General features: G+C 33.0%; 19 protein-coding genes. 7 read left to right on the top strand and 12 right to left on the bottom strand.

Annotation, left to right across the window (positions count from 1 at the left end):
• The 3 genes from B3C18_RS07015 to B3C18_RS07025 form a co-directional block, all read right to left on the bottom strand.
• Positions 1-675 carry a response regulator transcription factor gene (locus B3C18_RS07015; RefSeq protein ID WP_291144478.1) on the bottom strand — a complete coding sequence of 225 codons (675 nt, stop codon included), beginning with the start codon at positions 673-675 and terminating at the stop codon, positions 1-3.
• A 167-nt stretch (positions 676-842) separates the two neighbouring features.
• Positions 843-1,460: an outer membrane beta-barrel protein gene (locus tag B3C18_RS07020; protein ID WP_291144481.1), complete on the bottom strand. Its 618-nt coding sequence runs from the start codon at positions 1,458-1,460 to the stop codon at positions 843-845.
• Positions 1,461-1,572: 112 nt separating this feature from the next.
• On the bottom strand, positions 1,573-2,847 hold the full coding sequence (locus B3C18_RS07025) for a BamA/TamA family outer membrane protein (RefSeq protein WP_291144484.1): 1,275 nt from the start codon (positions 2,845-2,847) through the stop codon (positions 1,573-1,575).
• A gap of 236 nt (positions 2,848-3,083) precedes the next feature.
• Here B3C18_RS07025 and B3C18_RS07030 point away from each other — a divergent pair, with 236 nt between their 5' ends.
• Positions 3,084-3,557: a hypothetical protein gene (locus B3C18_RS07030; protein ID WP_291144487.1), complete on the top strand. Its 474-nt coding sequence runs from the start codon at positions 3,084-3,086 to the stop codon at positions 3,555-3,557.
• Between the two features lie 70 nt (positions 3,558-3,627).
• Here the strand turns inward: B3C18_RS07030 and aspA are convergent, their stop codons facing one another.
• Positions 3,628-5,037 carry an aspartate ammonia-lyase gene (gene aspA, locus B3C18_RS07035; protein WP_291144489.1) on the bottom strand — a complete coding sequence of 470 codons (1,410 nt, stop codon included), beginning with the start codon at positions 5,035-5,037 and terminating at the stop codon, positions 3,628-3,630.
• A gap of 136 nt (positions 5,038-5,173) precedes the next feature.
• On the opposite strand from aspA, the gene B3C18_RS07040 reads away from it, so the two are divergent.
• The 3 genes from B3C18_RS07040 to B3C18_RS07050 all read left to right on the top strand — a co-directional run bounded on the left by B3C18_RS07040 (position 5,174) and on the right by B3C18_RS07050 (position 7,784).
• Positions 5,174-5,752, top strand: coding sequence for a pentapeptide repeat-containing protein (locus B3C18_RS07040; protein ID WP_291144491.1), 579 nt, complete (start codon positions 5,174-5,176; stop codon positions 5,750-5,752).
• A gap of 46 nt (positions 5,753-5,798) precedes the next feature.
• Positions 5,799-6,932, top strand: coding sequence for a hypothetical protein (locus B3C18_RS07045; RefSeq protein WP_291144494.1), 1,134 nt, complete (start codon positions 5,799-5,801; stop codon positions 6,930-6,932).
• A 135-nt stretch (positions 6,933-7,067) separates the two neighbouring features.
• Positions 7,068-7,784 carry a DUF6090 family protein gene (locus tag B3C18_RS07050; protein ID WP_291144497.1) on the top strand — a complete coding sequence of 239 codons (717 nt, stop codon included), beginning with the start codon at positions 7,068-7,070 and terminating at the stop codon, positions 7,782-7,784.
• 189 nt (positions 7,785-7,973) lie between these two features.
• Here the strand turns inward: B3C18_RS07050 and B3C18_RS07055 are convergent, their stop codons facing one another.
• The 4 genes from B3C18_RS07055 to glyA form a co-directional block, all read right to left on the bottom strand.
• Positions 7,974-8,477 carry a GNAT family N-acetyltransferase gene (locus B3C18_RS07055; RefSeq protein ID WP_291144500.1) on the bottom strand — a complete coding sequence of 168 codons (504 nt, stop codon included), beginning with the start codon at positions 8,475-8,477 and terminating at the stop codon, positions 7,974-7,976.
• A 20-nt stretch (positions 8,478-8,497) separates the two neighbouring features.
• Positions 8,498-9,538 (bottom strand): GMP reductase, encoded by a 1,041-nt coding sequence (locus tag B3C18_RS07060; RefSeq protein ID WP_291144503.1) that lies wholly within the window; start codon positions 9,536-9,538, stop codon positions 8,498-8,500.
• Positions 9,539-9,780: 242 nt separating this feature from the next.
• Positions 9,781-10,374 (bottom strand): tRNA-(ms[2]io[6]A)-hydroxylase, encoded by a 594-nt coding sequence (locus B3C18_RS07065; protein ID WP_053472194.1) that lies wholly within the window; start codon positions 10,372-10,374, stop codon positions 9,781-9,783.
• Positions 10,375-10,536: 162 nt separating this feature from the next.
• Positions 10,537-11,811 carry a serine hydroxymethyltransferase gene (glyA, locus tag B3C18_RS07070; protein ID WP_291144510.1) on the bottom strand — a complete coding sequence of 425 codons (1,275 nt, stop codon included), beginning with the start codon at positions 11,809-11,811 and terminating at the stop codon, positions 10,537-10,539.
• A gap of 109 nt (positions 11,812-11,920) precedes the next feature.
• Between glyA and fahA the strand changes: the two genes are divergently transcribed.
• Positions 11,921-13,204: a fumarylacetoacetase gene (fahA, locus tag B3C18_RS07075; protein WP_291144512.1), complete on the top strand. Its 1,284-nt coding sequence runs from the start codon at positions 11,921-11,923 to the stop codon at positions 13,202-13,204.
• 517 nt (positions 13,205-13,721) lie between these two features.
• Here fahA and B3C18_RS07080 read toward each other — a convergent pair.
• Entirely contained in the window at positions 13,722-14,762 is a 1,041-nt protein-coding gene (locus B3C18_RS07080) for an agmatine deiminase family protein (RefSeq protein ID WP_291144515.1), read from the bottom strand.
• A gap of 188 nt (positions 14,763-14,950) precedes the next feature.
• Between B3C18_RS07080 and B3C18_RS07085 the strand changes: the two genes are divergently transcribed.
• Positions 14,951-16,471 carry a choice-of-anchor I family protein gene (locus B3C18_RS07085; RefSeq protein WP_291144518.1) on the top strand — a complete coding sequence of 507 codons (1,521 nt, stop codon included), beginning with the start codon at positions 14,951-14,953 and terminating at the stop codon, positions 16,469-16,471.
• A 73-nt stretch (positions 16,472-16,544) separates the two neighbouring features.
• Here B3C18_RS07085 and B3C18_RS07090 read toward each other — a convergent pair whose 3' ends face one another.
• Positions 16,545-17,438, bottom strand: a complete 894-nt coding sequence (locus B3C18_RS07090) for a carbon-nitrogen hydrolase (RefSeq protein ID WP_291144521.1) — start codon at positions 17,436-17,438, stop codon at positions 16,545-16,547.
• Between the two features lie 193 nt (positions 17,439-17,631).
• Between B3C18_RS07090 and B3C18_RS07095 the strand changes: the two genes are divergently transcribed.
• A complete protein-coding gene (locus B3C18_RS07095; RefSeq protein WP_291144524.1) occupies positions 17,632-20,643 on the top strand; it encodes a DUF7619 domain-containing protein in 3,012 nt (1,003 codons plus the stop codon).
• A gap of 105 nt (positions 20,644-20,748) precedes the next feature.
• Here B3C18_RS07095 and B3C18_RS07100 read toward each other — a convergent pair whose 3' ends face one another.
• Together B3C18_RS07100 and B3C18_RS07105 are read right to left on the bottom strand one after the other, a co-directional pair.
• Positions 20,749-21,162, bottom strand: a complete 414-nt coding sequence (locus tag B3C18_RS07100; protein ID WP_291144527.1) for a hypothetical protein — start codon at positions 21,160-21,162, stop codon at positions 20,749-20,751.
• Between the two features lie 361 nt (positions 21,163-21,523).
• Positions 21,524-21,940, bottom strand: a complete 417-nt coding sequence (locus B3C18_RS07105; RefSeq protein ID WP_291144530.1) for a hypothetical protein — start codon at positions 21,938-21,940, stop codon at positions 21,524-21,526.
• Positions 21,941-21,975: the final 35 nt, after the last annotated feature.

Below are 21,975 nucleotides of genomic sequence, written 5' to 3' on the forward strand. Positions count from 1 at the left end.
CTATGGCTTTATAACATAACCTAAACCTTTCATGGTATGAATAAGTTTGGTTTTAAAAGGTTTATCTACTTTTTTTCTTAAATACGTAATATATACATCGACAACATTGGTATTCATATCAAAATTAATATCCCAAACGTTATCTAAAATCTGATCGCGGGAAACAATTCTTCCGGAATTTTTCCCCAAATAATACAGTAATTTAAACTCTTTTGCCGTTAAAATTATCGATTCTCCTTCTCTTTTAACCGTTTTTGCACGTCCGTTTATTTCTAAATCGCCAATCGTAATTACGTCGATTTTATCCGTTTCCTGATGCGCTCTTCGGTGTAAAGCATTTACTCTTGCATCAAGTTCTCCAAATTTAAAAGGCTTAACCAAATAATCATCGGCACCAGAATTAAGTCCGGTAACAATGTTTTCTGAAGTTCCCAGCGCTGTTAAAAGTAAAATGGGAACAAAATTTTTGCTGGCACGGAGTCTGCGGCAAATCTCGATTCCGTTAATATCCGGTAACATAACGTCTAAAACGACAACATCAAAGTTATAATTGTGAATCATTTCAAGGGCAGTTTTGCCATCCATAGCCACACTTACTTCGTTGTTATTTTCGGCAAATCCTTTCCGTAAAATCGATAAAAGATTTGGTTCGTCTTCGACTATTAGTAACTTCATATTAATTTGTATATACAACAAAAATAAGGATTGAGTTCAAAAATATTATTCATAATAGTTGTAAATTATGATTTAATTATGAACAACGACTTTAAAAAGCACAAAAAAAGCACCCGCTTTTACGAATGCTTTCTTATTCTTTTTAAATAAAATTTGGAAATTCTTTTCTAATTTTTAAAATTAAAACTCAATACTGCTCCAAGCCCAAATTGGAATGTCGAAACATAATCCTGAACCGCAACCGGGCCATAATAAGTCCAATAATAACTGTCTCCGACAGCTGCTGACATTGACTGTAAATAAGCATTAATATTTACAGAAACGGTTGAAGCTGTTTTAATCTTTACTCCTCCTTTTACATCCCAGGCAAAATAAGTTCCGCTTCCGCCTTGAGGTGTTTCTAAAATACTAACTCCTGCTCCTGCTCCTAAATAAGGCAAAAGATTTGTTCCTGTATCAAAATAATGAGTAAAATCTGCGAGAATAAAATTGAAGGCACCTTTATCGTTTCCAGCGTTAATCTGGTCTCCTATCGGATCATAAAAAGGTATTTTCACATCTGATCTTAAATACTTTAACTCAACTGAGTTATTTGTTGAAAAGAAATATTCAAATCCTGCTCCATATTGAAATCCATCTTCAATTGTTGCAGAAAAACCGTCGTAATCCAGCTCATCTGAAAAATTATAACCGCCATACAAATTAAGCGAAAAAGACCTTGCATCCTGAGCCTGCATTCCTATCGCCGACAGGAATACTGCTAATAATAAACTGTACTGTTTCATAAATTATGTGTTTGAAAGTTAAATGGTTAGCCAAATTTAATATTTTTTATTGTAATTTCTTACATTTTAAAACATAAAATTCACCATATCAAACACTTAACAAAATTAAACATTAAAAAGTTTCTCCTGCATTTAGATAAAAACCTTTAGAATTATTTCCCCACGCATTATCGACAATCAAGTTGGTGCGTGTTTTTTTATCGATTAATATTCTAAGGCCAATACCAATCGTGGGCTGAATAGCATGAAAAAGTGAAACATCATTGTCTTTATTGCTAGCGGTTACAAAATTGGTAAAAGCTACACCGCTAAGCATTTGGTTACATGTAATAGGAAACCTGAATTCTGTTGAAAGATACACAAGTCCGTTTCCTCTAAATAATCCCTGTGTGTAGCCTTCTCCGCTTCTGCTGCGCTGATCCCAGCCAATTGCGGGCAGATTTAAATACGGAACATCACCTCTTGTTACAAACTGTCCGTAAGCCCAGATTCCGAGAATGTAACGCGTATTTTTCTGCGAAAGCGGAATAAAATTTCGATATTCGGCATACAAAACATTACTATATTTTTGATTATCAAAAAATACGGGATTAAAACGATAATTGATATTCGCAAACCAGCCTCTGGAAGAATTCACCTGATTGTCTCTCGAATCGTAAACCATATTAAAACTTACTCCGGTTAGAAAATATTCTAAATTATCAAAACCGTGTTCCTGATTATAATTATAATGATACGTTAGATTTCCGTTTTCAACATCTAATTCTTTGTCTTTTATATTGGTGTACCAATCGATATTGATTCCTGCGCCTACATAAAAATTCTTTCTTACTTCGAAAGAAGCGGTTTGATGAAATTTGAAATAATTATAATCCATTTCCTGTGCCAAAGAATCAATGCTAAAACCAGGTTCCTGATCCCGGTGCGGCGGAATTATATCTGTTCCGAGTCCGTAGTTGGGTTGTGAAAATATGTAAAGCCTGTAATCGCCGCTTAAAAAGATTCGGTTGTTTTTTAGCAGAATATTGTTTTTGACATTAATCAGCCATTGCTTTTTTACGGTATATGTTATGCCCAGATTTGCAACTGAATATTTATCTGATTCTTGTTTTCCTTTGAAAGTATACTGTGCAACGGCACCAAAAAAGAATCCCGTTGCGGGCTGTGAACCAATTGCCGGAATTACGAGGAAAAAATTGTTTTTTGTGGGTTTTACAACTAAAGTAGAATCGGGTTTTTTAAAGATTTCTAAAATAGTTTTGGGAGGACATACTTCTTTGTTTTGAGAATCTGTTTCGGTTTGAGCGATTAGAAATAACGGAAATAGAAAAAGCAGCACTGCGATTTTAATTTTATGCTGAAAACTTATTTTTCTTAAGAATTTCATTCGGCAAAAATTTTAATTTCTATTTAAAAAATCAAACCTCTTGTAAATATAACTCTTATTTTCAACATTTTACAGATCAAAACAGTAGGAAATACCTTTTTCAATAAAATCTTATTCTACAATTTTTTAAACTTTTACAATCAAAACTACTTTACGGTTGAAATTAATTTTGCAAAATGTTTTAAGAGACATAAAACTTTCATTTAAAAACATTTGCAAACAAAATAAATACCATAATGAAAAATACTTTTGAATTTAAACTTCCCCATTTTCCAACTGATCATTTTGAATTTGAAAATAATATCTTCTCAGGAAAATCAACCTTAAAACAAAATGGAGTTATTGTAGAACAAAGTAACGAAAGAGGAAAACCATTTTTAATAAAAAGAGTTAATGATGAAATTGTAGAAGCTTTTCCTAAAATGAACATTCCAGATATTTCTGCTCAAGTTTTAAGCATAGACGGAAAAAGATGTGTTATGGCTGCCCAATTAAAATGGTATGAATATGTAATTGGTGCGCTCTCTTTTCTTTCCTTTTTTAGCGTAGGTGCAATTGGCATTATTGTGGGAAGCACCGCAACAATTATTAATTATAATTTTTTCAGAGAAAATACTTCCCCAAAACTTAAATATCTTAAAGTTTTTGGAGTAAACGTAATTTGTCTGGCTTTATATTTAATAGCAATAAGCTTGAAAATGAATCAATAAATAATTAAGAAATTTTTAAAAAAAGCCGTCAGTAAATTGACGGCTTGTTATTATATTTTTTATAGCAATTTTACTTTGTGATAAATTTTGGATGGATTAAATTTTCTAAAGAATAGATTTCATCCCACTTTTCCTGTGTAATCAGCTTTCTTTCTAAAACCGCAATTTGATGTACGCTTTTGTTTGTTTTTAAAGCTTCACCCGCAATACTCGCACTTTCTTCGTAACCAATAATTGGGTTTAACTGCGTCACAATTCCTATGCTGTTCATGACCATATTATAACAATGATCCACATTTGCCGTGATTCCGTTAATACATTTATCTATTAAAGTTTGAATCGCATTTGAAAGATAATCTAAAGACGTAAACATCGCAAAAGCAATTACAGGTTCCATAACATTCAATTGTAATTGTCCAGCTTCTGCCGCCATTGTAACGGTTAAATCCTGACCAATTACATAAAAACAAGTTTGGTTTACGACTTCTGGAATTACCGGATTTACTTTGCCCGGCATAATGGATGAACCTGGCTGACGTGCCGGTAAATTGATTTCGTTTAAACCTGTTCTTGGCCCTGAACTCAACAATCGTAAATCGTTACAGATTTTAGATATTTTAACTGCCGAACGTTTTAAAGTTCCCATAATCTGCACATACGCTCCGGTATCGACCGTTGCTTCGATTAAATCTGGCGAAAGCGTTAACGGAATTCCAACTTCTTTAGCTAAATAAGCGACACAAATTTCAGGATAACCTTCCGGGGCGTTTACTTTAGTTCCAATGGCTGTCGCGCCCATATTGATTTCCAGCAATAATTCCTGAGCGTTTTTTAAGCGTTGAATATCTTCGCCAATTGTGGTTGCGTAAGCTTTAAATTCTTGTCCTAAAGTCATAGGAACAGCATCTTGCAATTGTGTTCTTCCCATTTTTAGAACTTCTTTAAACTCCTCTCCTTTTTTGGCAAAAGCAACTTCTAAGCCTGCAAGTGTTTTAATAAAACTATCCATTTTTAAATACAACGCAATTCTAAATGCCGATGGATAAGCATCGTTTGTAGATTGTGAACAGTTTACATGATTATTTGGGTGAAGAAAGTTGTATTCGCCTTTTTTGTGTCCCAAATATTCAAGTCCAATATTTGCAATTACTTCATTAGCATTCATGTTTACAGATGTTCCTGCGCCGCCCTGAATTAAATCGCTTACAAATTCGTCATTAAATTTTCCGGCAATAACCTGATCACTTCCGTAGCAAATGGCTTCAGCAATTTTTGGATCGATTGCTTTGCAGTCTTTATTCGCAAGAGCTGCGGCTTTTTTCACATAACCTAAAGCTTTAATAAACAAAGGTTCTTTTGAAATGGGAATTCCGGTAATATTGAAGTTTTCTACCGCTCTAAAAGTTTGGATTCCGTAGTACAGATGATTCGGAATTTCTAATTCTCCTAAAAAATCATGCTCCTTTCTTGTTGGTTCCATATAATTAGAATTGATGTTTTTTTAACTTAAAAAATTAGCGTAAAGCTACATCAAATTCTAAATTTTGTTCACAACTTTTACTTAATATTTTGGCTTAAATTAGTACCTTTTCAGCCTCAAAAATTTAAAAATAAACTTGAAAAAAGAAAGCGAATATTTTCTTGATATAGAATATAATACGATTATTTATGCCAAAGACGATCTTAATTTTAAAGATTTCGAATGCTGCGTTTTTAATAATTGTAATTTTTCTGCCTGCACTTTTTTAGCGGTTACTTTTATCGACTGCATTTTTAATAACTGCATTTTTACCGAAGCAAAGATTAATTATGTGGCTTTTAGAACTGTTACTTTTAATGGCTGTGAAATTAAAGAGGTAAATTTTGCCATGTGCGATAAACTGATTTTTGAGGTTCGTTTTAATGACTGCATTCTGGACTTTTCTAAGTTTTATACTTTAAAAATAAAAGGGACTCCATTTACCAATTGCAGCTTAATTGCGGTAGATTTTATGGCCGCAGATCTCACAGGTGTTCTCTTTGATAATTGCGATTTATACCGCTCAGAATTCGACAAAGCCATCGCCAATAAAACCGATTTTAAAACGAGTTATAATTATACAATTGATCCTTCTAAAACTAAACTTAAAAAGGCTGTTTTTTCTTTGAAAGAGCTGAAAGGGTTATTGTTTAAACATGATGTGATTGTGAGTTAAATTAAATTTTATAAAAACATAACAATTAAAACAAATACTCTAACATATGAGTTCAATTACCAAATACCTGTTTATTAATTTAGTGTTGTTTACTTTTGCTGTAAATGCTCAAAATAATCAAAAAAAATACAGCGGTCTTTTGCCTGAAGTAAACAATCGATACGCAAAGTATGGAGGTAAAAACTTAAAAGATTCCGTAAAAGCGGTGTATTTAAAATTTAATGGAAATACGAAAATTTTATCTGATAATACGTTCTCAAATTATTTTTTCGATCATGATTTTCAATTATATAAATACATAAGTATTGACGAGTATGGCAGCATTAAAGCGATACAAAAAGGCTTCAGCGAAAATAATTATATATCGAATATCGATTATAAAGCAACTATTGATTATAAATATGATCCAAAAGACAGAGCAAAAAAAAGCAAATATAAAACGGATTTAAAACCATATTATCCAGTAGCAAGCGCAAATTTATTTTTAAAGTCAGATCAAGAGTTTGTTTTAAAAGGCGATTTTTGGGGAAATGTTGATGATAGTTATGAAGCAGAAGTATTTGTATACAAATATGATAATCTGGGAAAAATAACAACAGAAAAAAGATATATCGTATCTATATTAGATAAAAGTTTTAAAGGTACACTACCAGATGACAGCAGAGATTTATATGCTGTTAAAACATTTAGTTATAACACAAAAGGACAAGTAATTAATCAAAAAATAGCAAAAGGTTCGTTTACATTTCAAAAAAAATATGCTGATATGGGAACCGAGATTGATTTTTATGATGATTTAGAATTACAGTATCAATACGATTTACAAGGGCGAATAGTGCAAATTATCATGTATGGCAACAAAAAAATACTCGCTCAGGAAGATTATATTTATAATGCTACAAAAGACTATGTAGAAAAAGTCAAATATTATGTTACTGGAAAAGGTGAATATTTCAATGGTACAAAAAACCTAATAAAAACTTTTAATGAACACGGTGACGTTATCGAAAAAGAATTTCTTCCTGTTTTTCGTGTTGAAAATTCAATAGCAAAACATTTTTTTTACTCTTATGATTATGATAGTCATAACAATTGGATAAAATGCAATCTATTTCTTGAAGGCAAAAAAGAAGGAAAACCAACGCTTGTTGCCGAGAGAAAAATTGAATATTACAACTAAATTCATTTAAAATAAATTAAAGCTAGCACAATGATATTTTCTTAATATCTTTTAATAAATAATTTAAATATATTTCACGGTTTTAACTTCATTTAATATATTTTTGCCACGACTAAACCACATTTAACAGTAAAAATGGCAGAACTAGAAGTAATTAAACATACCAAAAAAATGCACGAAATAGCAACAGACAAAAAACATACTCTTGTAGAAAAAATAAAAGAGATTGGTTTAGAAATTTTTATTATTGTTTTTGCGGTTTCTTTATCTATCTGGCTTCACGGATGGAGCGAACACAGACACGAACAAGAACAGGTTAAAAAGTTTTTACTTGGATTAAAATCTGATATTCAAAGTGATGTTGATGACAGCAAAACGATCATTAAACAATATCAAGACTTTGGAAAAGTATACACTTCACTTAGTAATTTAGATAAAAACAAACCTTACGATCAGGAAGTTTTAAAAAAGCAACTGGCATATATTAATACAAATGTTTATTTAAGACCTAAAATTTACCGATTTAATGGTTTTGTTTCCTCTGGCCGAATTGGAAATATTGAAAATGATTCTCTTTCTTTAAATATCCTGAAATTTTATCAGGAAACGCTTTCTGAAGTTAATTCATCTGAATCTGGATGGCTTTCAAATCAAAAAAAATTACAAACTTATTTAGATGAAAACCTGGTTGATCCTGAAAGTACAGCGGATAATTTTAGAGTTTTAACAACTCCTAAAGGTAAAAAGCTGGCAAAAAATCTTGTTCCGTGGAATCAGATTTACGAACGATATAATAATTTGATTAAATCTGGAGAAGTTATTATTAAACAGATTGATGAAGAAAGAGTATGATTTGAAATAAAATTATAATAATTGAATAAAAAAATGCCAGTTTTCGACTGGCATTTTTTTATTTTATCTACAGTTTGTCATTTCGACGAAGGAGAAATCGCACTAGAAATTCCGCACAGATAATCTCCAATCTTTGTCGATTTACGAGTGCGATTTCTCCTTTCAGTCGAAATGACAAAATGCTGAAAATTACTTTGATATCTGTTTCCCCATCACATAATCCTCCATTAAATAACCATTCCCTATTTCAATATCAACTGTTTCCTTGATTTCAAAACCTAGTTTTTTATAGAAATTTAATGCCGTATTAAAACGGTTCACATTTAATAAAAGAGCTTTCGAATTGCTTTCTAAGGCTAATTTTTCAATCGATTCAAAAACTATTTTCCCGTAACCTTTTCCTTGTGTTTCTGGCAGAAGATAAATTTTATGAATTTTGGTTATAGCTTCATTTTTATAATTATGCTCAATTCCGATAAATCCAATTGTAGATTGGGAATCAGAAATTAGATAAAATAATTGTTCTTTATTCTCGATTTGCTTTGATAAAGCCTCCTCAGAATAAAATAAACCTAACATATAATCTAATTGCGTTTGAGATAAAATTTCGCCGTAAGTAATTGGCCAAGTAATATTTGTGATTTCCTGAATTATTTTAATATCACTTAAACCTGCTTCTGAAATGGTAATCATATTATATTCTAAAAGTATTTTTAATTTGTAAAAACCTGATTTTCTTGTTCGCTTACGCGGATGAAAGTTGTTCGTTTCGTAAGTTCTTTCAATTTTGACGCACCAACATACGTACAAGTGCTTCGTAATCCGCCTAAAATGTCTAAAACTGTAGCAATAACATTTCCTTTAAACGGAACTTTTACTGTTTTTCCTTCGCTTGCTCTGTATTCTGCAACGCCTCCAACATGTTTTTCCATTGCCGTTGCTGAACTCATTCCGTAGAATTGTTTGAATTTTTCGCCGTTTATTTCGATCAGTTCTCCTCCGCTTTCAGTATGTCCTGCAAGCATTCCGCCTAACATTACAAAATCAGAACCTGCTCCAAAAGCTTTTGCAACGTCACCCGGAGTTGAACAGCCGCCATCACTTATAATATGACCGCCTAAACCGTGCGCTGCGTCGGCACATTCGATAATGGCAGAAAGCTGCGGATAACCTACGCCTGTTTTTACACGTGTTGTGCAGACAGAACCCGGTCCAATTCCGACTTTTACGATATCGGCACCAGCTAAAAGTAATTCTTCGACCATTTCGCCCGTTACGACGTTTCCGGCAATAATTACTTTATCTGGATATTGTTTTCGGGTTTGTTTTAAAAACTGAACAAAGTGTTCTGAATAGCCGTTGGCAACATCAATACAAATAAATCGCAACAACGGATTTGCTGTAATAACTTTACCGATTTTATCAAAATCTTCTTTTCCGGTTCCGGTACTTATAGCGATATAATCATAGAAATCAGGCGTTACATTTTTCAAAAAGTTATTCCATTCTTCTAAAGTGTAATGTTTGTGAATGGCGGTAAAAAGTTTTTCTTTTGCCAAAACCTGAGCCATTTCAAAAGTACCGACGGTATCCATATTGGCCGCCATTATCGGGATTCCTGTCCAATCTGAAGTGCTGTGTAAAAACTTAAAATTTCGTTCTAATGAAACTTCAGATCTACTTTTGAGCGTTGATCTTTTTGGGCGAATCATTACGTCTTTAAATCCTAATTTCAGATCGGTTTCTATTCTCATGGCTTTGAATTTTGGGTTACTTTCAAAGATAAAGATTTTAGAGTTTAGATTGTTGATTTTAGATTGCTAAACTTTGCGCTTAATTGGCACACGGATGATACGGATTCGCTTTCGCGAAAGCGCGGATTTTACACGGATTTTTTTATTTTTGTTATGTTTTGTTTCAAGTTTCACGTTTGTCACGTTGAGCGAAGTCGAAACGCGCTCCAATGAGAAACCTGAAACTTGAAACAAAACTAAAACTATCCGTGAATAGTCTCGTTTTTCCCGTAATTTTTAATAATCGATTCTTCAAACTCCAGCCATTCTCTCCAGCGTTTTTCGACGTCGATTCCGGTTCCGTATTTTCTTGCGTAGGTGATGAATGTGGTGTAATGTCCGGCTTCGCTTTCCATTAATTCTCTGTAAAAAACAGCTAATTCTTCATCTTGAATATTTTCAGATAAGACTTTGAAACGTTCGCAGCTTCTGGCTTCGATCATGGCAGAAAATAATAATCTTTCTACAAGACCAGAAACACGGCTTCCGTCTCCGCTTTTTTTCATGTATTGGTACAGTTCGTTTACGTATTCGTCTTTACGTTCACGACCTAGTTTTAATCCTCTTTTAATAATGATATTGTGAACTTGTTCAAAATGATCGATTTCTTCTTTGGCTAAAGCCAATAAATCTTTTACCAAATCTTGATGCTCAGAGTTATTGGTAATAATTGTAATCGCGTTTGTTGCTGCTTTTTGCTCGCACCAAGCGTGATCTGTTAAGATTTCTTCTATGTTTTTCTCAACGATATTTACCCATCTTGGGTCGGTTGGCAATTGTAATCTTAATACGCCCATTGTCTTTTTGTTTTTTTTTGTTTGCTTCGCCAATTCGGCTAAAGCCTCGTGTCAGGTTTCATGTTTCAGGTTCTTTTAGGAACGAAAAAAGTTTAAAGTCTTAAACTGTCTTTTGAACAGCATAAAACTTTAAACTTGAAACTTTAAACTTGAAACTATTTCTTAATATGCAAAAATTGGTCTTTCGCTCATTAATTCGTTTACTTGTTCAGCAACTTCTTCGATAACGTCCTCATTTGTATGATCAGTAAGAACTTTATCGATTAAAGCTACGATAGTTTCCATATCTTTTTCAACTAAACCACGAGTTGTGATTGCAGCTGTTCCAACACGAATTCCTGATGTGATAAATGGTGATTTATCGTCAAATGGAACCATGTTTTTGTTTACTGTAATTTCAGCTTTTACTAATGCGTTTTCAGCTTCTTTTCCAGAAATATTTTTATTTCTTAAGTCGATAAGCATCATGTGGTTATCAGTTCCGCCAGAGATAATATTGTAACCTCTTTTTACGAAAGCATCAGCCATTGCGTTTGCATTTTTTTGTAATTGCATTGCATATGTAAAGAATTCATCTTTTAATGCTTCACCAAAAGCTACAGCTTTAGCAGCGATAATGTGCATTAAAGGTCCACCTTGGTTTCCTGGGAAAACAGCTAAGTCTAATAATGAAGACATCATTCTGATTTCTCCTTTTGGAGTTTTTAATCCTTGTGGGTTTTCGAAATCTTTCCCCATTAAAATCAAACCTCCACGAGGTCCGCGTAATGTTTTGTGAGTCGTTGTAGAAACGATATGACAATGTGGAATTGGATCGTTTAATAATCCTTTTGCAATAAGACCTGCAGGATGAGAAATATCAGCAAATAAGATTGCTCCTACGCTGTCTGCAATTTTTCTGAAACGCTCAAAATCCATATCGCGAGAATAAGCCGAAGCACCTGCGATGATTAATTTTGGCTGTTCTTTAGTTGCAATTTCCTGAATTTTATCATAATCTAAACGACCAGTTTCAGCATCTACACCGTAAAAAACCGGACGGTATAAACGTCCTGAAAAGTTTACAGGAGAACCGTGCGTTAAGTGTCCACCGTGAGATAAATCGAAACCTAAAATAGTATCTCCAGGATTTAAACATGCGTGGTAAACAGCAGTATTTGCCTGAGAACCTGAGTGAGGTTGTACGTTTGCGTATTCAGCACCAAATAATTCTTTAGCTCTGTCAATAGCAATTTGCTCGATAACGTCAACTACTTCGCAACCGCCGTAGTATCTTTTGCCAGGATACCCCTCAGCATATTTGTTAGTTAAAACAGACCCTGCTGCTTCCATTACCTGATCACTTACAAAATTTTCTGAAGCAATTAGTTCTAATCCGTGAATTTGTCTATCTTTTTCTTCTAGAATAAGATCAAAAATTTGTTCGTCGCGTTGCATTTCTTCGTTTTTCGTTAATTTCCTGCAAAAATACAAAAAAACGTTTGTGATACTGTTAGATTATGATATATTTGACATGTAATTTTTCAACAAATAATTAACATCTAACATGCCAATAACCGCCAACGATACTAAAAGAAAATCATGGTTAGAAGTACCAGAAAATAGCGACTTCCCTATTCAAAATATCCCTTTCGGTGTATTTCTTACCAAAGAAAATGTCGTTACTGTAGGAACTAGAATTGGCGATTACGCTATAGATTTAGGGGCTTTACAACAATTAAACTATTTTGAAGGAATAGATTTAACCGATGATATGTTTATGCAGGACACGCTTAATGATTTTATTTCTGATGGAAAAAAAACATGGCGTTTGGTTCGAAATCGTATCGCTGATATTTTCGACGAAACCAATCCTCAGCTAAGAGATTCAACAAAAGACCGCGATATTGTTATTTTTAATATCGACGATGTCGAGATGCAATTGCCTGTTTTAATTGGTGATTATACTGATTTCTATTCAAGTAAAGAACACGCTACAAACGTAGGTAAAATGTTCCGCGACCCAGAGAATGCGTTACTTCCAAACTGGTTACATATTCCGGTTGGATATCACGGAAGAAGTTCTACAATTGTTCCGTCTGGAATTCCGGTTCACAGACCAATGGGACAAACGATGCCTGCTGGTGGAGACTATCCTGTTTTTGGACCGTCTCGTTTAGTAGATTTTGAACTTGAAACTGCATTTATTACTACTGATGTGAATATTATGGGGGAAAATATCCCAACGTATGAAGCAGAAGATTATATTTTCGGGATGGTTTTATTGAATGACTGGAGCGCACGCGATATCCAAAAATGGGAATATGTGCCTCTTGGACCATTCTTAGCAAAAAACTTTGCAACGTCAATTTCTCCGTGGATTGTAACTATGGATGCTTTGGAACCTTTTAGAACTAAAGGCCCTAAACAAGATCCGTCACCGCTTCCGTATTTACAAACAAAAGGAAAAAAAGCTTTTGATATTCATTTAGAAGTTTCAATTAAACCTGAAGAGGCTGAAGAAACTGTAGTTTCAAAATCTAATTTTAAATACTTATACTGGTCAATGAGTCAGCAATTAGCGCATCATACTTCAAACGGATGCCGCGTAAATTCTGGTGATATGATGGGATCTGGAACTATTTCGGGGCCAACTCCTGATAGTTTTGGTTCGATGTTAGAATTGACTTGGGGCGGAAAAAATCCGCTTACCTTAAAAGATGGAACTGAACGTAAGTTTATTGAAGATAATGATACTGTAATTATTAGAGGTTTCTGTGAAAATACTGAAGTAAGAATTGGTTTTGGAGAAGTTTCTAGTCAATTGTTACCTCCCTTTATTAAACAATGAAGAGCAGATAAATTATCTGAAGAGATATAGAAATAAAAAACCTTGGCTCTCACCAAGGTTTTTTTATGTTTTTTTGCCACAGATTAAAAGCATTAGAAATGATTTTTTTTACAGTTTATCTCATTTCACTTTTAAGTTTGGCTTATTTTGAATGTTCTGAATCTCGCAAAGTCGCTAAGACGCAAAGTTTTTTTTAGTTACCTCCAGTTTTAACTGGAGGTGTTTATATTATACAAGAAAAAAGGCTTTAGCCAAAAAACGATTTTGGCTAAAGCCCTTAATGGTTACTTTATTTTTCCTCCAGTTAAAACTGGAGGCTATTTAACAAATCTAAACTTAAAACTTTGCGGGCTTCGACTTCGCTCAGCCTGGCAAACGTATAAAAAACTTTGCGCCTTCGCGACTTTGCGAGATTAAATCTGCATATGATACTTTGACGAAAATCTTTGCGGGGCTTCGACTTCGCTCAGCCTGACAAAATAAAACTCAGTGCCTTTGAGCCTTTGTGGCAAAAAAATTATGCCGGAATCTGCTGGCTTAAGCAATGTAATGTTCCGAATCCCCAGATAAAATCAATACAGCTAATTCCGATTACTTCTCTGTCAGGGAAACATTCTGAAAGTATATTTAAAGCTACGCGATCGTTGCTGTCATTAAATGTTGGAACTAAAACGCAATTATTTAAAATTAAGAAATTAGCATAACTTGCCGGTAATCTTAAATCTTCAAAATCGACACGTTTTGGCATTGGTAACGCTACAATAACCGGAGATTTTCCGTTTTCTAGTTTTGCGTTTTGCAAACGTTTCAAATTATCCTGTAAAGGTTTATAGTTTGAATCGTTTTTATCTGTTTCTACAATGGTTACGATTGTGTCTTCATTTACAAATCGGCATAAATCGTCGATGTGTCCGTGTGTATCATCACCTTCTATTCCGTCTCCAAGCCAGATAACATTGGTAACTCCCAGATATTCTTTAAAAACAGCTTCGTAATCTTCTTTGGTAAAGCCTTGATTTCTAACTTGAATTGTTGGATGCATTAAACATTCTTCAGAAGTCAATAAAGTTCCTTTTCCGTTTACATCAATTGCGCCGCCTTCCACAATTACTGGTTTTCCTTTGTATGTAACCTGAGTTAACGGAACGGCAATAAAATCGGCAACTTTACCCGGAACAAATTTATCTAATTGATAGTTTTTATATTTTGCCCAACCGTTAAAGTTGAAATTCAAAGCTTCTCTTTTTGAACCATTTTTTACAATAATCGGCCCAGAATCACGCATCCAGCTTCTGTTGGTTTTATGAATTATATAGGAAACGTTTTTAAGGTTAACACGAGCTCTTTCAAGCATTTCGGCTACTTTTTCTTTTAGCTTTTCATCGGCTACGACCAAAAAAACGGTTTCAAAAGCGGCTACTTTTTTAATAAATTCTACAAAAGCCCATTGAACTGCTTCATATTTTCCCGGCCAGTCGTTACCGTTATGCGGAAAACATAATACAATTCCTTGTTGTTTTTCCCACTCTGCTGGAAATCTTCTATTATTTGCTGCCATAAAAGGTTCTAATTTTTAAAAGTGTACAAAGATAAGCATTCGTTAGGATTTTAAAACATCTGAATAAAAATCATCTGTTATTTCACAAATAATATCTTCCAAAATTTAAGTTAAAGATTAAATAATGAAGGCTTAATATTCGACCGGGATTGGCTAATTACTTTTGGCAAAAACTAAAACACTAACAAATGAAAAAAATTAGTATCACATTATTATCAGCTTTATTTTTAATGACAAGCTGTAATAACGATGAAAACTCTAACAACGAAGAACCAGAAGTTGTTGTAAATGAAAATCCTGCCACTTTTAAAGAAATTGGTTCGATTAAAATTGGAGATGCTGCTGCCGCTGAAATCTCTGCTTACTGCGAAAAAACAAAAAGACTTTTTACTGTAAATAACAGTGGAACTAATCAAATTGATGTTATTGATATATCTGACCCTTCAAAGCCTTTAAAAATTGGGAAAATTGATTTAGCTGCTTATGAGGGTGCATCAAACAGTGTTTCTGTTTATGATGGAAAATTGGCTGTTGCTTTAGAATCAACGACAAACAAACAAGGAAACGGAAAAGTTGTTATTTTTAACACAAGCGATTATAGCTTAATAAAACAGGTTACAGTTGGTGCATTGCCAGATATGATTACATTTTCTGCTGACGGGAAATATATTATGACGGCTAACGAAGGTGAACCAAATACTGATTATTCTCAAGATCCAAACGGAACTATTTCTATTATCGAAACTAGCAATTATACTGTTACAACTCTTGATTTTGCTTCTTTCAGCAGTCAGGCAGCGGTATTGGCTAAAGACGGATTCAGAATTTCTAAGTATGCTAAGAGTTTTGCTCAGGATATTGAACCAGAATACATTACAATTTCTGATGATTCAAAAACGGCTTGGGTAACTTTACAGGAAAATAATGGTGTTGCAAAAGTGGATTTGGCTTCAAAAACTATTACTGCAATTTACCCTTTGGGATTAAAAGATTACAATACGGCAGAAAATGCTATTGATGTAAGTGATAGTGATGATAAAATTGCATTTGGCCCATGGAAAGTAAAAGGATTGTATATGCCGGATGCGATCAGTCATTTTTCTGCTAATAATGTTCCTTATTTTGTTACCGCTAATGAAGGTGATGCGAGAGAGTACGATGCTTATACTGACATTAAACGTATGAAAAGCATGAAACTTGATGCAACAGTTTTTCCTGATGCAGCTACTTTAAAGTTAGATGCTAATTTAGGAAGATTGAATCTTATTACTGATATGGGAGATACTGATGGTGATGGTGATTTAGACGAAATGGTAAGTTTTGGTGCAAGATCATTCTCTATCTGGAATGGAAATACTGGAAAAATTGTTTATGACAGTAAAAATGATGTTGACAAAAAAACAAACGAATTAGGAACTTACGATGACAAACGAAGCGATGATAAAGGTTCTGAGCCAGAAGCTGTATTTGTTACAAAAATGGGAAATCAAAATATTTTGTTTGTTGGTCTTGAAAGATCTGATGCTTTTATGACTTATGATGTTACGAATCCTGCTTCGCCTCAATATTTACAAACAGTAAAAACGGGAGATGCTCCAGAAGGTCTTCTTTATATTCCTGCTTCAAAAAGTCCAACTAAAAGAAGTTTAGTTGTGGTGAGCAGCGAAGGCGACGGAACTATAAAAATTTACCAGCCAGATTTAAAATAACCAGTATTTTAAATAATTAAAAAGGCGGTTTCAAATTATTGAAACCGCCTTTTATTTTATAATCAAGATAAATTTATTTTTTATCAATTGCTCTTTTTGTAATATCTCCAAAAGCATCGATTCTTCTATCTCTGAAGAATGGCCAGTTTTGACGTACATTTTCCTGTAAATCTAAGTCAACCTCAGCAATTAAGATTTCCTCTTTATCATGAGATGCCTGCGCTAAAATTTCACCTTGCGGACCAGCGATAAATGAAGATCCCCAAAATTGAATTCCTTCTGTTCCTTCAAGATATTTTTCAAGACCAATTCGGTTTGCAGCTGCAACGAAAACACCATTTGCAACGGCGTGACCTTTCATTACGTTCATCCAGGCTCCGTATTGGTTTTCTCCGTATTGTTCTTTTTCTTTTGGATGCCATCCAATTGCTGTTGGATAAAATAAAACCTCAGCACCTTTTAAGGCTGTAATACGAGCTGCTTCCGGATACCATTGATCCCAGCAGATTAATGTCCCTACAGTTCCTTTTTTTGTTTCAATTGCCTGAAAACCTAAATCTCCTGGAGTAAAATAGAATTTTTCGTAGAAATGCGGATCGTCCGGAATGTGCATTTTACGGTATAAACCGGCTTCTGTACCATCTGTATCGATGATATAAGCACTGTTATGGTAAATTCCTGCCATTCTTTTTTCGAAGAAAGGAACAATAATCACTACTCCTAATTCTTTTGCCAATTCGCTGAAAGCTATAAATGAAGTACTGTAAAGCGGTTCTGCTAATGCAAAATTGTCTACATCTTCGCTTTGGCAGAAATAATGACTGCTATATAATTCCGGAAGTAAGATAACTTCTGCGCCTTGACTTGCCGCATCTCTTACCCAGCTGATACATTTTTTCAAATTATTTTCGGCTACATCATTCAGGTTTAACTGAATTACCGATATTTTATATTTTCTTTTCGACATGACATAAAATTTAGAGTGCAAAAATAGTAAATTTTAGAGGAATGGCAAAAGTATATAAACAACAAGACCAACAACATTAATAAATTATTATTAACAAAAATAATACTATTATATGATAAAATTTTCATTAATTCACATACATTTGTTCAGCATTTTAAGGTTAATTTTAACAAATAAAAAAAAAGTCCCATTTATGACCAAAAACTACTTTTTGACATTTTTATTGATAATAAGCATCGTTACATCCAGTAAGGCACAATGCCCAAATGGTATAACATTTCAAAACCAGGGTCAGGTTGATTATTTTGCAACCAAATACCCAAATTGCACCACAATTAATGGAGACTTAATTTTAGATCCAAGTGCCAGCGGCCCCATTAGCAATTTAAAAGCATTAAGTAAAATTACCAAAATCACCGGGAGTCTTATTGTAACTCAGCATAATGTAACCATGGGCAGCTTTTCTGGACTGGAAAATTTAACTTATATAGGCGGAAGAATTTATATTAATGATACATGGATCAGCGATATTACACCTTTAAAAAATCTTACTTATGTTGGCGGAGATATTGATATTTCATCGAACAGCATTCGTGATTTCTCACCATTGAACAATATTACTTATATGGGCGGCAGCTTACTACTAAGTAATGACAGTAATTACTGCACGACAGGACTAAAATTAAAAATAGAAAATATTCCTGGCAATTTATCTTATTTTTTAGAATGCCCATCAGATGTCAACTTAAATGCCATTTCTTCCATCAAATCAATTGGAGGAGATTTTTCTCTTTCTGGTACTAAAATTACTAGTTTAGAAGGATTAAACAACTTGCAATCTATAGGCGGCTCTCTAAGTATTAGAACTTGTTATTATTTGCAAACTCTTGCAGGACTTAATGCTATAACAAAGTTAGGAGGCTTGAGCCTTTCTGGTAATCCAGAATTAACAGATATAAGTGCTTTAAATAAAATTACAAGCTTAAAAAATGGATTATTTATCTCTGAGAACACAACATTGTCTTCATTTGCTGGATTAAACAACATAAAAACTATTGAAAACCAATTATATATTACGAGTAATGATAATTTAAATTCAATTAACGATTTAAAGAATGCTGATATAATAGGAATAAAAAATTTAGTCATAAGAGGAAATCGTTCACTTTCTTTATGTCAGGAACTTAATATTTGTAATTATATATTTTCTGGAGGAGAGAATGATATTTACGCAAATTCTGGAGGATGTTTTGATTATGACAAACTCGTAGAATCTTGCAACATTGCGTGGAAAAACACAATCACAGGCACAATAAAATTTGACCGTGACGGAAATGGCTGCGATGCTAATGATCAATCAATGGCCGATAAAAAGATTAAAGCTTCTAATAATACAGATACCTATACCACTTTTACAGACTTAAATGGCAATTACACTTTATATGTACCGAACGGAAATTATTCGGTTTCGACAGAATCAAAGGTTGATTTTTTTGACGCAGCATCAAAGACTGTAATATTTCCAGGAGTTGGCAATAAAGAAATTGTTGATTTTTGTGTTACTCCTAAAAATACTGTAAATGATGTCAAAGTAACCGTTTTGTCCAGTCAAAGAGCGAGACCAGGATTTGAAACTAATTATACTATCATTTATAAGAATAATGGAAATACGGTTATGAATGGTACATTAGATTTTTCTTTCGATAACAAAAAAATTAATCTTTTAGAATCATCAATACCTGCAAATATTAATGATGGCAGTAAAATTTCGTGGAATTATGAAAATCTTCTGCCTTTTGAGACCAGAAAAATTTATTTAAAGTTTAAAGTTTTTCCACCGCCAACAGTAAATGATAAGGATATCATTAAAATGAAAGCGGTTATATACCCATTAGAAAAAGAATATTATGTATTTGACAATACGTTTTTAATAAATGAAATTGTCGTTAACTCTTTTGATCCAAACGATAAAATTGCATTGGGAGGCGATACGTACAGTAAAGGCAGCTCAACACCTATAAATTATATCATACGATTTCAAAATACAGGATCAGCATCTGCTATTAATGTAAAAATTGAAGATATACTTGACAAACAATTTAAAGGTTCCGAATTGCAAATACTAGATATGAGCCATCCGGGAAGGGTACAAATTAAAAACAATACTGTAGAGTTTATTTTTGACAATATAAATCTACCGGATAGCAAAACCGATGAAAAAAACAGTCACGGTTATATTTCTTTTAGTGTATATCCAGATTACTACGTACCTCTTAATTATAAAATAGACAATAAAGCCTCTATTTATTTTGATTATAATACACCAATTGTTACCAACACTTTTTCAATTTTGGTTGCAAAAGACACAGACATGGATGGTATTATAGACGAAAGAGACAACTGCATTTTAAAAGTAAATCCCGATCAGTCTGATGTTGACGGAGATGGTGTTGGAGATGTATGTGATGATAATTTTGAAGTTTATCCGCCTTATTCAATGGGTTTTGATGCTGATGTTTTAGATTCTTTCTGGAAAATTTACAAGCAGCATCCTACTAAAACTTCTATTAGTGTGTTAAATTCGTATGATGTTGATGGTAAAGGAAATACAATTCAAATTTATTCAGAATATAGCAGTCTGCAAAAAGCTATATTAATTAGTCCCCGATTGTTTAAATTAAGCGCAACCAGTCAAATTTCATTTTGGCGAAAAACAGGTTACGGGGGAGAGAATGTTTATGCAAATGTTTCCTATGGTTTTATGACTGATCCAACTGATCCGAAAACCTATACAAAAATGGGAAGTTTTGAAAAACCAAAAGATGAAATGACGTTTTGTAAAGTGGATATGAGTACGTACAAACCTTCTTATGGGCAGTATTTTGCTATTTTGGCAAATGGCGGAATTATTACTGTAGATGATTTTAAATATGAAGATCCAACATTATCAATTCCTGAATACAAAATTAATACATTTAAAGTTTATCCAAATCCTGCAAAGCATGTCTTGAATATTGAAAACCAGGAAAACAACATTAATCTTATAAAAATATACAGTCTGGATGGCAAAGAAATTAAAAACATTACACCACCAAAATTCCAAACTTCGCTTCAAATTCCAATTACTGATTTAAGTACAGGTGTATATCTACTTGAAATACGTTCCGGAGAAAAAAAGGAAATTCAAAAATTCGTAAAGGAATAGTTTTATAACTATTACTAATAAAAAAAATAAAGACCATTTTGCTTCAAGTCTAAAACTTCGCAAAATGGTCTTTTTTTAATACCTAAATTAATCAACTAATAAATGTTAGTCTATAACAATACTTTTAGTTAAGAATTCTGTTTCTGATTTTTTGAATTTGATGTCAACAGTTCCTTTTGCACTTGCTTTAAATTTATAAACTGTCTTTTTAGGTTCTGGAACTTGTTGCGTGCAAACTCCTGTTGGGTATTTCGCTATAACTTGTAATCCATTTACGGCTCCAATTTTTACTTCAGAAATTTTATCAAATTCTCCACAAGCATTATCAACAACGTAAGTTACTTCATAGCTTAATTCGTCATTCACTTTTCCTGTAGCTGGTCCACTAATTCCGGTAACCAATGCTGCTTTTAAAACTGGATTGTCTGCTGGTTTCTCATCCTCGTCATTATTGCATGAAACAAATGAAATTGACAAGAATAAAACTACTAAAACTGATTTTAATTTAAAACTTTTCATATAAAATAATAATTTAATGTTATAATATGAAGATGCTGAATAAATAAAATGGTTGCTTTGATGAAATGTTAATTTGAACAATGAAATGACTAAACTTTTGTAATTGAGAAACTTATTCGATAAAAATATTTTTAAAAAGAAGCATAATTTCTTATGAAAATAAAAAAATCTCGTTTAGCCCCGATAGAAACGATATCCTTTTGTTCCGCTTCTTTAGCGGGCAAAAGATATAGTGGATAGCGGGACAGATGGTATTTGTAGAATTTGATTTCTATGCTTCAAAAAAATAAACTCTTATATATGGCACAAAAAAAACCGCTTTACATTTGTAAAACGGTTTTAATATTTTAAAGAGATAAAATTAGTCAGTTATAACAACTTTTGTAACTATAAATTCAGTCTCAGACTTAGCAATTCTTAAATAATAAGTTCCTGCTGTATTTGTTTTTATTTTATAATTTGTTTTTTTTATTTCAGGATCTGGTAAAGAACAAGTTGTAGCTGGATACTTTGCTTCAACTTGATACCCAAACTCTTTATTAAACTCAACATCGGTCATTTTGTTAAATTCCCCGCAACCATTTTCAACCTGAAAAGATATATTATATATAAGTTCCTGACCTACTTTTCCTGTTGTTGGTCCTAGAACGGTGGTTGCATAAGCACTTTTATAAATGTATCCATCTCCTTGAGGACTGTCATTATCACTACTACATGAGGTCAATACAGTCATAATAAATAATACAAAGGCTAGAGATTCTAATTTAATTTGTTTCATAAAAATAATATTTGTTATTATATATAGATATTAAT

The sequence above is a fragment of the Flavobacterium sp. UBA7680 genome (assembly GCF_002482975.1).
Lineage (GTDB): Bacteria > Bacteroidota > Bacteroidia > Flavobacteriales > Flavobacteriaceae > Flavobacterium.